At 40.2% G+C, this 12,736-nt stretch carries 9 protein-coding genes; 8 read left to right on the forward strand and 1 reads right to left on the reverse strand.

Translation table 11 applies throughout. The annotated features are described in order from the left end of the window. Positions 1 to 87 precede the first annotated feature (87 nt). From EV202_RS12195 to EV202_RS12230, 8 genes are all read left to right on the forward strand, one after another. A complete protein-coding gene (locus EV202_RS12195) occupies positions 88 to 624 on the forward strand; it encodes an RNA polymerase sigma factor (RefSeq protein ID WP_131927244.1) in 537 nt (178 codons plus the stop codon). A 67-nt stretch (positions 625 to 691) separates the two neighbouring features. After that, the gene (locus EV202_RS12200) at positions 692 to 1,831 is read left to right on the forward strand and encodes a FecR family protein (protein ID WP_106068105.1); all 1,140 of its coding nucleotides are present in this window, start codon (positions 692 to 694) and stop codon (positions 1,829 to 1,831) included. Between the two features lie 244 nt (positions 1,832 to 2,075). Next, entirely contained in the window at positions 2,076 to 5,351 is a 3,276-nt protein-coding gene (locus tag EV202_RS12205) for a SusC/RagA family TonB-linked outer membrane protein (protein ID WP_234878294.1), read from the forward strand. An 11-nt stretch (positions 5,352 to 5,362) separates the two neighbouring features. After that, positions 5,363 to 6,796 (forward strand): RagB/SusD family nutrient uptake outer membrane protein, encoded by a 1,434-nt coding sequence (locus EV202_RS12210; protein ID WP_131927246.1) that lies wholly within the window; start codon positions 5,363 to 5,365, stop codon positions 6,794 to 6,796. Positions 6,797 to 6,814: 18 nt separating this feature from the next. Continuing rightward, positions 6,815 to 7,492: a DUF4843 domain-containing protein gene (locus tag EV202_RS12215; protein WP_131927247.1), complete on the forward strand. Its 678-nt coding sequence runs from the start codon at positions 6,815 to 6,817 to the stop codon at positions 7,490 to 7,492. 24 nt (positions 7,493 to 7,516) lie between these two features. Continuing rightward, positions 7,517 to 9,064 (forward strand): PKD-like family lipoprotein, encoded by a 1,548-nt coding sequence (locus EV202_RS12220; protein ID WP_165899427.1) that lies wholly within the window; start codon positions 7,517 to 7,519, stop codon positions 9,062 to 9,064. Between the two features lie 13 nt (positions 9,065 to 9,077). After that, complete coding sequence (locus EV202_RS12225) at positions 9,078 to 10,406, forward strand: TlpA family protein disulfide reductase (RefSeq protein ID WP_165899428.1); 1,329 nt, start codon at positions 9,078 to 9,080, stop codon at positions 10,404 to 10,406. Between the two features lie 172 nt (positions 10,407 to 10,578). After that, on the forward strand, positions 10,579 to 11,940 hold the full coding sequence (locus tag EV202_RS12230; protein ID WP_131927250.1) for an MATE family efflux transporter: 1,362 nt from the start codon (positions 10,579 to 10,581) through the stop codon (positions 11,938 to 11,940). A 49-nt stretch (positions 11,941 to 11,989) separates the two neighbouring features. Here EV202_RS12230 and EV202_RS12235 read toward each other — a convergent pair. Next, positions 11,990 to 12,736, reverse strand: a 747-nt coding sequence (locus tag EV202_RS12235) for a heparin lyase I family protein (protein ID WP_207903446.1), incomplete at its 5' end; no start/stop codon positions are given.

Here is a 12,736-nt window from a genome sequence, read left to right on the forward strand (position 1 = left end):
GCAATTTTCGCTAATCACCAATTATTCAGGCAATTATAATTTGTCGAACTCACGTTATTTACTTTATTCAGATACCCGAAGGTCGGTATGGAGGAAGAAAAAGAGAACAATCGGTCAGATGCTTTGAAAGATAAATTTGAGACGCTTTTCAAAGAGAATTATTCTTGTCTTTATTATTATGCTCTTCATTTTATTCCTGATAGTGAGATTTGTAAAGATTTAGTAAGTGATACATTCCATTTTATATGGGAAAATATTGAAACCTTACGTATGGAAACAGCAAAGGTTTATATGTATACTCATCTTCAACGGCTTTGCATTGATTATCTTCGTCGTTTAGGTATGGCAGTTAGCAAAACAGACTCTTATCTTGCTATGCTTCGAGAGTGGAATGAGAATGATTGGAGAGAAAGTGAAGAACGTATTCAGAATATTATGTGTCTGATAAAGCAGATGCCCACACTTACCCGGACAGTAATGGAGCAATGTTATATATATAAAAAGAAATACGTAGAGGTAGCTGAATTTACAGGCCTTTCAGAGAGTGGTGTGCGTAAGCATGTGATGAAAGGATTGAATATTATCAGACGATATTTTTCCGTTAAATATAAAAAACGACAGTGACTGAGTCGTTGCTCAGTTCGTAATAGATAATGTTATAAATATCTTATATTGTGAGGAAGTAAGCTTTATGAATAACTCAAATAGTAAAGATGATAAATTGGGTAAAGAAGTATATCAAGCGCCTGAAGAGAATTTGCATTACGAATGTGAGCAAGCATTATTGCGCTGTCATTTCAAGTTGCCTTCTGTCAATGATGAATGGAAGAAGTTCCAACATTCGGTACCGTCGAATCTATTGACCGACAAACGTAAAAAGCGCCTTTTTACCTATTATATTATAGGTGGAATCTCGGTAGCCGCAATGATATTGGGGGCGGTTTTTTTTGTTTTGCCGGAGCATAAAGCGCAGAGAGTGAAAGGTCGCGAAAAGATGGAACTATTGATAACTTCAAAATCTGAGGAACGGCAAGTTGTTTTGGAGGAGTCGGAAGACGCTGTTTCCGAAGAACGGACGGTGGTGATTGATAATACAGTTCCTCGTATAGAACAACAAGGTGCTGTTTTGTCGGAAAGAGAAGCCGATTATACTCATGTAAACGTCAAGAAAATCCGTCATAATATTGTTTCCATACCTCGGGGCAAAGTCTATAAGATACTTTTAAACGATGGAACGGAGGTTTGGCTTAATGCAGACAGTCGCTTCTCTTTTCCTTCCCGTTTTTCCGGTAAGAATCGTGTTGTGACACTTGACGGGGAAGCATATTTCAAAGTAGCGCCTGATGAGCATAAGCCTTTTATTATTGTCACTGATAAAATGACAACACAAGTATTAGGGACAGAGTTTAATATCAAAGCGTATAAAGAATCTGAAACACATGTGACGCTGGTGCGTGGTTCGGTATGCGTGCGATTGCCTCATAAAAAAGAGGAAGTAATTCTAACTCCGGGTGACGACATTGTTTGCACCGAGGATAACTACCAAGTGAGAAAAATAGATACAAGTTATTATAGCCAGTGGATGGAAGGTTACTTTTATTATGATGACGTATCCCTTACTGATATTTTACGTGATCTCGGGCGTTGGTATAATTTTTCTGTCGAGATAGAACAGAATCCTTCACTTATGAATCTGCGACTACACTTTATTGCAGAGCGAGGCGATAATATCGAACAGGTAATTGAGAATTTGAATGCTTATGAGTCTTTTTCTGTTATAAAAACAGAGAATAAGCTGACCGTGAAATGGAAAGATAATGAAATCCAATGAAGGAGTATCAAATATGATTTTGAAATAATGAGATAAATATTTGTCTTAGAGAACAAATGAAATGAATTATTCCGCATAAGCGAGAGATGATGTAAAATGTGGTTCTCAAGAGTAAGAAGGTAAAGATTTAAAATAAAGAGCGTTTAGTGGGACTAAACGCTTTCTTTTTTCGTATTTAAATAAAAGTCACCTTTAATTTAATCATAATTTTATGAAAAGTTATTGTTTTTTGAAAACCTTCCGTATGAAGTTTTTATTCTTCTTACTATTCTTTTTTACCGGGGGTATTGGGAGTGGAAGTGCGCTGGCGCAAAGTACTTCACAGAAAATAGATTTGGTATGTCAGAATGAGGCTATGCCGACTGTACTGAAAAAGTTGGAACAAGAGACTAAATTCAAATTCTTGTTTACTTATAATGAGATACAGCATTTTAAGGTAACGGTTGAGATTAAATCGAAAACAATTGATGAGGTGATGAAGGCTATTTTAGCCTCTTATCCGTTAACTTATAAGATTAACGGGATATATGTCACAGTTTCAGCTTTGCAGAAAGCGAAGCAGAAACGCATAAAAGGGCGTGTAGTGGATGTTGCCGGAGTCCCTTTGCCCGGTGTGACTATTCTTACCAATGACCTTTATGTGGCGGGAGTCAGTGATGTTGATGGGAATTTTGATATTTTAATTCCCGATAAAAAGGAAATAACGGAAGTGAAATTTTCTTATATTGGGATGAAAGCCGTATTTGTGCCTTTTACGGGAAAGCAACTCTTTATTTTCATGAAAGATGATACGCAGCTTGTAGATGAAGTAGTCGTCAATGGTATATTTGAGCGTAAAAAAGAGAGCTTCACGGGTGCCACTACTGTTATTAGAAAAGAAGAACTGATGCGGAACGGCAGTCAAAACTTGTTGCAAAATTTGAAGAATATAGATCCGTCTTTTAAGATTGTAGAGAATATGGACTTAGGTTCCAATCCAAATGCCATGCCCGAAATCCGAATGCGTGGTCAACAGTCAATGCCCGATTTGAAAGGAACGTATAATGGGAATCCTAACCAACCATTGTTTATATTGGATGGTTTTGAGGCCGATGTTACTGCTGTTTACGACTTGGATATGAATCGTGTAGAGACTATTGTCTTGTTGAAAGATGCTGCGGCAAAAGCAATTTACGGCTCTAAGGCTGCTAATGGGGTAGTGGTGATAGAAACACGTAAGCCTGAAGCCGGAAAACTGCGAATCACTTATAAGGGAGATTTGAATTTTACTATTCCTGATCTGACGGGATATAATCTTTGCAATGCACGTGAGAAGTTTGAAGTGGATAAAGCACATGGAACGTATTCCGACCCGTGGTTTTGGGAACAATATTTGAATAATATACAATCGGAGATAGCGCGTGGTGTAGATACCGATTGGTTGGCGCAACCTTTACGTATGGGAGTCGGACATCGACATTCTGTTTATCTGGAAGGCGGTGATGAACGTCTTCGATATGGCGTAAATCTACTTTATAATGATATCAAAGGTATTATGAAAGGTTCTGGGCGTAAAACGTTCACCGGAGGAAGTATGCTTTCCTACCGTTATAAGAATTTATTGTTTCGCAATCAATTCAACGCCACTTTGAATCATGCAGATGACTCTCCTTACGGCTCTTTTTCTGAATATGCAGAGTTGAACCCCTATTGGACACCATACGATAGGAATGGCAATTTGAAGCAAATAGCCGGTTCAACAGGCGGTGGAGGTTTGGTGGGGGTGACTAAAGGAAATCCGTTGTGGAATGCTACTATAGGTACAAGGAATTTCAGTAAATATACCAATCTGACTAATAATTTCTATATCGAGTGGCAGTTGCTCGAATCATTAAAATTGATGGGACGTCTGGGACTGTCGAAAACAATCAATAAGCGAGATGATTTTTATCCTGCCTCTCATACTTATTTTTTAGGGTATTCGGAAGAACGTTCTTTTGATAAAGGAAGTTATAGTAAATCTGACGGCGAGAGTAGTTCTGTATCTGTTGACGTAACGGCGAATTATTCGTTATTATTGAATAAAAATCAGTTGTTTTTCAATGCAGGTTGGAATATGCAGCAAAATCAATCGGAAACTACTCGTTTTAAAGTAATAGGTTTTCCCAATGATCGTATCAACTTCATTGCTTCCGGTTTGAAACCGGACCCGAATCAACCATTTTCCGGAAACGAAAGTATCGTTCGCTCAATTAGTTTGCTGTCGGCTTTGAACTATTCATACGATGACCGTTATTTGGCAGACCTCTCGTATCGTGCCAGTGCCTCTTCTCTTTTTGGAAAAGAAAACCGTTGGGGACATTTTTGGGCAATGGGCGCAGGTTGGAATTTGCATAAGGAACATTTTATGGAAGACGTTACATGGTTGAAGCAATTTAAAGTAAGGGCCTCTACGGGTTATACCGGAGCACAAAATTTCAGTTCGTATCAGGCATTGGCCACTTTTAGTTATTATCAGACGCAAGCTTATGATAATTGGATAGGAGCTTATCTGATGACTTTGCCTAACGACAACTTGAAATGGCAGAAAACCCAAGATTATAATATTGGGGTTGATGTTAACCTCTTTAATCGTTTGAGTATCCGTTACGATTATTATGTACAGAAGACCGAAGACCAGCTTTTGGCGCTTACAATTCCGCCTTCCATGGGATTTCGTAGTTATATGGAGAATTTGGGAAGTACCGAAAACAAAGGTATGGAGCTGAAGTTGAATGCGCATCTTTTATATAATCCGGCAGATAATCGTTACTTAAGCGCATTTTTCTCTATTGCCAATAACTCGAATAAGCTTAAAAAAATATCAAATGCCTTGAAAAACTACAATGATGAAGTAGATGGCAAAATTATAGCCGGACAAACGAATAGACCTCAGCTTCATTTTATTGAAGGAGAATCAATGAATGCTATTTGGGCTGTACGGTCATTGGGTATTGACCCGGCTACGGGAGATGAATTATATCGGACTAAAGATGGACAAACTACAACGGAATGGAAAGCTGAAAATCAAGTTGTGTGTGGAGATGCCATGCCGAAATGTACAGGCACTTTCGGATTGAACTTAGATTATAAAGGTATTTTCATGAATATGTCTTTCTATTATCAGTTGGGCGGACAAATATATAATCAGACATTGGTAAACCGTGTGGAAAATGCTTATGTCGGTCTGAACGTAGATAAGCGGATATATAATGCGGTTTGGAAGCAACCGGGTGATATCGTTGATTTTTCTTATAGTCCTTATAAGACAACCAAGCCAAGCTCCCGTTTTATTCAGGATTTGAATGAATTGCGTTTTTCTATCTTGAATGTCGGTTATGATTTTCGCCATACGACTTTTCTGAACCGGCTTAAACTCGCACAACTGAAGGTCAGTTTTTATATGAACGATATTTTTCGTGTATCTACCGTGAAAGTGGAAAGAGGATTAGACTATCCGTTTGCTCGCACTTATTCGGTTTCTTTACAGGCAACTTTTTAATATAGTAAGATATGATGGCAAAAATACAAAAAATAAGAGGAATACTTGGGATACTGTTCTTGTCTTTGCTGAGTATTTCGTGTCAGGACTGGTTAGATGTCAGTCCGAAGTCTGAAGTGAAATATGATGATTTGTTCAGCTACAAAAATGGATTTAAAGATCAGTTGACTGGAATTTATACAGCGCTTTGTGCCGATAATTTGTATGGTGCGAACCTTACTTTTGGTATGGCGGATGCCTTGGGACAGCAATATGTATGGAAGCAGGAGGCAGGTACTTACTATCACCTGCATCGGTTTGAATACGAGAATACTACCAGCCGTGGGGTAATCAACAATGTGTGGAGTAGTATGTATAATGCGATTGCCAATATTAATATCTTCTTGCAGGGCATTGATGAGCATCGGGGAGTTCTGTCGGAAGTAGAAGAAAATGTTTATGAAGGCGAAGCCTATGCTTTGCGTGCCTTCTTGCATTTCGATTTGCTCCGATGGTTCGGTAAGAGTTATGTGAGCGGTGCCGGTGAAAAAGCCATTCCGTATGTGAAGGGGGTATCAAAGGAGGTCACTCCATTATCTACAGTTTCAGAGTGCATTGATTTGGTGATTGAGGATTTGAAACGTGCATTGGATTTATTGGCGGTAGATCCCATAAAGACAGGTGATTCTGCTACGAATTTTTTGGGTACGCGTGATTTTCATTTCAATTATTATGCTACTTGCGCTTTGTTGGCTCGTGCCTATCTTTATAAAAATGATAAAAGTAATGCGTTGCGATGTGCTCATGAAGTGATTGAATCGAACAAGTATCCTTGGGTGGAAAGTACTAATGTCACTACCAATACACGTGAAACACGTGACGGGATTTTTAAGTCGGAGTGTATCTTCACTCTTAATAATACAAGGTTGAAGTCGTTGACAGAAAGATTCTTGAAAGAAGGAGAAAGCAATACCGTGGGTAATTTGCTTATCATGTCTCCGGAAGTATGTGCGGAAATATTTGAGACCAATTTGTATGGTTTTGATTGGCGGTATAATTATTATTTTGAAACATTGTCAAGCTATTATCTTGGCAGTACTAAGTTGTGGCAGTTTTCTTCTAATTATAACAATCGTCAGCCATTGCTCAGAATCAGTGAGATGTGGTTGATTGCGGCTGAATGTGCAGCTACGAAGAAAGATGCTGTGAACTGTATCAATACATTGCGCAGGCATAGAGGTTTTGATGAAGGGGGTATGCTGGCCGAAGAGGGGACGACCGATGTAATGTTGAAAACCATTATTGGAAAAGAATACCGAAAAGAGTTTATCGGTGAAGGGCAATGGTTCTTATATTGCAAACGTTTGGATATTGAAGAGATTCCTAATGTAACGGTTCCTTTCAGTAAGGGATTTTATATACTTCCGATGCCTGATCAGGAAAAGGAATATGGTAGTAGAAAATAAAAAGAAAGGAGACGATATATGAAAAGATTCGGTTATACGACAGGTTTATTGTTGCTATTGATGGTAAGTTGTACCCAAACCGGGTATTTGCGATATGACACAGATGTAGCCTCTTTGCGGTTTATTTATTCTCCGGCAGGGAAAGATAGTACGATCTACTCTTTTGGCTTACATCCGGGGATAGAAGAAGATATCGTAGAAGTTCCGTTCAAACTGATAGGTGTAAGTTCTTCCGGAGCAAGAGACGTTGCTGTGGAAGTAGTTAAAGAGAAGACAACGGCTACGGAAAATAATGATTTTGTGATTGAACCGTGCAGATTACCGGCAGATGCTATTACCGGTAGTGTAAAGATAAAAGTACGAAAAAATGCAAATTCGGATGCGGAGCGCAGGGTTGTTACTCTACATTTATGCGGCAACAATTACTTTTCTGAGGCTCCGGTCAATGAGTCGATGTTCCGGATTGTAATAACCAATGAATTGGCTGAACCTGTGGGATGGATTTTCAATGAATACAGTCGTGTAAAACATGAGTTTGTTATATTGCATACAGGGGTTACTACGAATTATGACCAATGGAGTACTTCGGAGCAAATCTATTGGAAAGGCGTACTGATAAAAGCACTTTATGAATATAATAAAGCACATCCGGGAGAACCTTTGACTGATGAAAACGGTTTGGTGGTAACATTCTAAGTATTAATGGTAAAGATGCGTGCAATGATGGAAAATATGTTAAAAAACGGCCTATGCCTTATCGGATTGATAATAGGTCTGGCTGCTTGTTATGATGATCACGGGAATTATAATTATTCCGAGTTACCCGGTATCACTCTTGAAGTAAAAGATACGGTATATGCCACCCAATTCAAGCCATTAGAATTGTCGGTGGAAATCAAACTGGATGGTGCAGAAGAAAGTGATTATGAATTTAGTTGGCGTCTTTGGTCGAACGAAATCGGAGGTGTCTGGAAACAAAAAACTATCTGCAAGACAAAAAAACTTTCTTATTCTGTGACCGAAATTCCAGGATCTTACTCGCTGGTACTTACTTGTCATAATAAGAAATCTGGAATAGATACCTACAAAAAGGTTCTTTTGGTTGTACAAGGAATTATTACCGAAGGATGGATGGTTTTGCAAGAGAAAGACGGAAAGACCGATTTCGATCTTATTATGAGTCCTTATTTTTCTAACCGAGTAGATAAAGATCAGATATTACATGACGTTTATAAGTCGATCAACGGAGAACAATTGGAAGGAAGGGGCGTTAAGATAGGTAGTTTCTTCTGTTTGGGACGCTATCAGCATGTAATGATTCTGACAGATAAGGGGGGAGCTCGCTTGGATGCCATTACCATGCAGAAAACGTATGATATCTCTACTTTGATGACGGATATGAGTGACTGGAAGCCGGAAAACTATATTTTCTATCATTATTATTGGAGCCCCGGACGATACGGTTATGACGCTCTCATTTCTAACGGACGTTTTTATGAATATAGCGTCATCAGTGCGATGGGCTTTACTACATATATTGAACCTATTTTGATAGATGGAATGACTTATAAGTCATCTTCTTATGCTCCTCGTTATTTTGATTATTATCTGGCTATTATCTATGATGAACTGGGTGGGCGTTTCTTATGTTTTCCTAAAAAAAACGGAGGTTCTACATGGGTGCTTCAAGAAATGCCGGATAATGCTTCAGGCTCGGTGTTCAACATAAAGAATATGCGTGCGAAACTGCGGTATATGGATACAGGTTTTAAGAACTATGAGTATGGATTGTTTGAAGATTGGGATACTCATACGAATACTTTGTGTGTATTTAACTTTGATAGGAGAACTAATGTGGATAAGGCGATGTATAGTGCGGCTAACTGTCCTGAGATACAGAATGCCAGTCATTTTGCCGTAGGAGACTTAGGACCGGTATTTTATTACGCTACAGACAGGGATATTTATCAATATGACTATACAGGTTCCAATACAGGCAAGAAGGTTTATTCTTTAGCTAACAGCGAGGAAAGGATTACAGGAATGAAAATCTTCAAACCTTGTGTCGATCGTTTCATTAAGTCACATCCTTACAATAATAAGATTCTGATAATTTCCACTTATAACGAAAGTTCAAAAGAAGGAAAAGTGTATATGTATTATATCAACGTAAGTAATGGTGCCATCGACACTTCTTCGGAGAAAACTTTTAGCGGATTCGGACAAATCTTGGATATGGAGTATAATTACCCCAAATATGGTTCTTGAAAAATATTTTCCAATGAAAAAACTGTTTATTATAAAAATAGGGCTTGTTTTTCTCTGTATTCAATGGGGAGGGCAAGTATTCTCCCAAGTGACTTTTTACTTTGAGTCATTCACGAAAGTGAAGATACAAGTCGCTTTCCGAGACTCATCATATCAAGCAGTGCTGGACGAATCGGGGTTGGGAACTATCCAAGTTCCCACCTCGCTAACTTCCGGATATGCCGTTTTGTATGGACCGCGCAGTGTCAATTACTTCTATCTTATTCCGGGTGGGCGGCAAAGCATAAATAAATATTCTGACGGGCATCTTGAATTTGAAGGAGATGGAAAAATTATTAATGAATATTTAAACGGGGGATTTCTGAGTATGCTAAATTTGAAATATGAGCAATCGGAGGAAGCCTTTTTAAAAGAATGGAAGTTGCTGCCGGATAGGTTCCAAACTCATCTGGACTCGCTTCCGCTACCTGAAGAATTTAAACGGTTGGAACGAAAACGATTGTATTATCAAGTTTGTAATATGTTACAGGCTTATCCGCTTTATCATGCGAGGAAACTGAATATAAATAAGTATTTTCCTAAAGAAAACTATTACCGGCAGGTGGAGAAAACAATGAGAGAGGATAAGGAAGCCTATGAGTTGTGGGAATATCGGCAAGTTTTTAAGAATGGTATCCGGATATTAGCAGAAAAATTTACCGAAAATAAACCATTGGAGCAGTTGCGTTATGCATTGCGTTACATACAAGACTCTGTGAGAGATTCCCGACTTTCTGATTATCTGGTTCATACGTTTATATACGGACATATCGGAAAATTCGGAGTGAAAGGAGTTGAAGAATTCCTGCCTGTTTATAAGGAGAAGGTGAATGATTTTGGCCGAAAAGCAGAGTTCGCTAAAATTTATCAGAAATACCTGCATTTGGCAAAAGGGGAAAAAGCTCCGGATTTTATGCTTCCGGATATTAATGGAAAACGGATTTCCCTTTCTTGCTTGTCGGGGAAATATGTCTATATAGATGTATGGGCTACATGGTGTATTCCCTGTCGTCGGGAACTTCCTTTATTGCAACAGTTGGAGGAAAGGTATAGAGGAAAGCTGATTCATTTTGTCGGTATCTCTATTGATGACGATGAAGCTGCTTGGAAAAGAAAGGTGAAAGCTGATAATCTTGGAATTATTCAGTTACATGCTGACAAGAATTCTACATTTCGCAATGATTATCATATTTCTTTAATACCTCGTTTTATCTTAATTGACCCCGAAGGAAAAATCGTGGATGTGAAGATGTCCAGACCTTCTGAGGCGAAAACAATAGAATTTTTGGATTCTTTGTTTTGACGTTAGTTTGAGGAAATATAAAAACGCTTGCTTGATGCACTAATGGATTAAATTAATAAGCGAAGTTTTCTGTTTGTTTCATTGTATTATGTCTTTATGACGGACAGATTGCTTGTGCGCTTCTGAGAATTTAAGTACCTTTGTCCCCCGAAAAAACAGAAAGGCGTATAGTATGGCAGGACAAAAAACACCCACAGCGTTGGGCACGGAAAGTATAGGCAGGTTATTGATGCAGTATGCCGTTCCGGCCATCATCGCCATGACAGCCTCCTCCTTATATAATATGGTGGACAGCATTTTCATCGGGCAAGGAGTGGGAACGATGGCTATTTCGGGCTTGGCGCTGACCTTTCCTCTGATGAATCTTTCGGCTGCTTTCGGTTCGCTGGTAGGTGTGGGAGCTTCCACGCTGATTTCCGTCAGGTTGGGACAGAAGGATTATGATACGGCACAGTGCGTGCTGGGCAATGTTTTTGTTCTGAACATCCTGTTGGGCATGGTCTTTATGATAGTGATGCTGGCTTTTCTCGAACCTATTCTTTATTTCTTCGGCGGAAGTGACCAGACGGTGGGCTATGCGAGGGAATACATGCAAATCATTCTTTTGGGCAACATCATTACCCACCTGTATCTTGGCTTGAATGCCGTTCTGCGTTCTTCGGGGCATCCGCAAAAGGCCATGTATGCCACCGTGGGTACGGTAATAATCAATACCATTTTGGATCCTCTGTTCATCTACGGTTTCGGTTGGGGAATACGCGGCGCGGCCATCGCCACTGTCTTGGCACAGCTCTTGGCGTTGGCTTGGCAATTCAAGCTGTTCGGCAACAAAGATGAACTGTTGCATTTCCATCGGGGCATATTCAGGTTGAAGCGTAAGATTGTTTTCGACTCGCTGGCCATCGGCATGTCTCCTTTCTTGATGAACCTTGCCGCCTGTTTCATCGTGATTCTTATCAATCAAGGGTTGAAAAGGCATGGTGGAGACTTGGCTATCGGCGCTTATGGCATTGTAAACCGTTTGGTGTTCATCGTCGTAATGATTGTGATGGGGTTGAACCAAGGCATGCAACCCATTGCCGGATATAATTTCGGGGCACGGCAGTACGAGCGTGTCAACAAAGTGCTGAAGTTGACGATAATCTATGCCACAGGCGTAACCTCTCTCGGCTTTCTGGTAGGCATGCTGGTGCCCGACGTGGTGGTCAGCATCTTTACGTCGGATGCCGAACTGATAGGACTTTCGGCAAACGGACTGAGGATTGTCGTCATGTTCTTTCCTATAATCGGCTTTCAGATGGTGACTTCCAATTTCTTCCAAAGCATAGGAATGGCAGGCAAGGCCATCTTTCTTTCCCTTACCCGCCAGATGTTGATTCTGCTTCCTTGCCTGCTCATCCTGCCGCAGTTTTTCGGGGTGGAAGGAGTGTGGTACAGCATGCCGGTTTCCGACCTGCTTGCAAGCCTGATAGCATTGATGATGTTGGTGATGCAGTTTCGCAAATTCAAGGTTGCCGCAGCGGAAGGGCGTTAGCATCTCAAGAGCCGTAAAGGCATTTCGGGAATAGCGTTAGACGGAACTTTTAATTGGGTTGGGAAGAGGCATTCCTTTCATGTTGCTCGTAGCCGGCAAGATTATAACAGACCGGAGTGGTGCTGTTTCCCACACGGTAGATGCCGAATTTGAAATAATACCCTTCTTCATCATTTCGTCCTATCAATATCTTTTCGTTGTTCACAATGTGGCGTTTGACTTCTTTTTCGGCCTGACGATAAGACATCTTAACGTCCAGAAGGCTGTTTCTCAGAATGGTTTCTTTCTCTTTGCCGTATAATGTCCAGTCTATATTTACCCGGAAAGTTACCCAGCAATCTTTTGGAAAGTGCTCGAAAGGCATTTTATAGGCTATTGTCGAGGCTTTGTAAGCAGACGTGACAGGCTTCATGATTTCCGCTTTATCGGGGTTGGCATTGCAACGGTCGGTTTTATCGGTCAGCCATTTGCGGTCGGAATTGGCTTTTATGTAAAAATATCCCTGTGAGAATCCAAAGGCAAGAGGAGGATAACCACCTTGTTCTATCAGCCAGCCATTGGGCTTTCCGGCTTTGTAAACCGTGTCTCCTTGGGCATTGACTTTGGCTATTTTGTCGTGAGCAGTGTCCTTTTTGAATATCATCCGTTTTTCCAGTTCAAGAAACTCTTTGACACTAAGCCTCATAACCTTGCCCGATGGGTCGGACACGAGTGTGCGGCTGGGCATTCCATGCCATTGGGCAAAGATGGTGGAGACGTTTTGGTCTAAATCGCGGGGGATATATACGGAGAATGT

The organism is Prevotella heparinolytica, from assembly GCF_004342845.1.
In the GTDB taxonomy this organism is placed as follows: Bacteria; Bacteroidota; Bacteroidia; order Bacteroidales; family Bacteroidaceae; genus Bacteroides; species Bacteroides heparinolyticus.

Bases quoted from the DNA above. Each gene is read 5' to 3' on its own strand.
- EV202_RS12230 (WP_131927250.1), top strand. From the start codon at position 10,579: ATGGCAGGACAAAAAACACCCACAGCGTTGGGCACGGAAAGTATAGGC.
- EV202_RS12200 (WP_106068105.1), top strand. From the start codon at position 692: ATGAATAACTCAAATAGTAAAGATGATAAATTGGGTAAAGAAGTATAT.
- EV202_RS12215 (WP_131927247.1), top strand. From the start codon at position 6,815: ATGAAAAGATTCGGTTATACGACAGGTTTATTGTTGCTATTGATGGTA.
- EV202_RS12225 (WP_165899428.1), top strand. From the start codon at position 9,078: ATGAAAAAACTGTTTATTATAAAAATAGGGCTTGTTTTTCTCTGTATT.
- EV202_RS12205 (WP_234878294.1), top strand. From the start codon at position 2,076: ATGAAGTTTTTATTCTTCTTACTATTCTTTTTTACCGGGGGTATTGGG.
- EV202_RS12195 (WP_131927244.1), top strand. From the start codon at position 88: ATGGAGGAAGAAAAAGAGAACAATCGGTCAGATGCTTTGAAAGATAAA.
- EV202_RS12220 (WP_165899427.1), top strand. From the start codon at position 7,517: ATGATGGAAAATATGTTAAAAAACGGCCTATGCCTTATCGGATTGATA.
- EV202_RS12210 (WP_131927246.1), top strand. From the start codon at position 5,363: ATGATGGCAAAAATACAAAAAATAAGAGGAATACTTGGGATACTGTTC.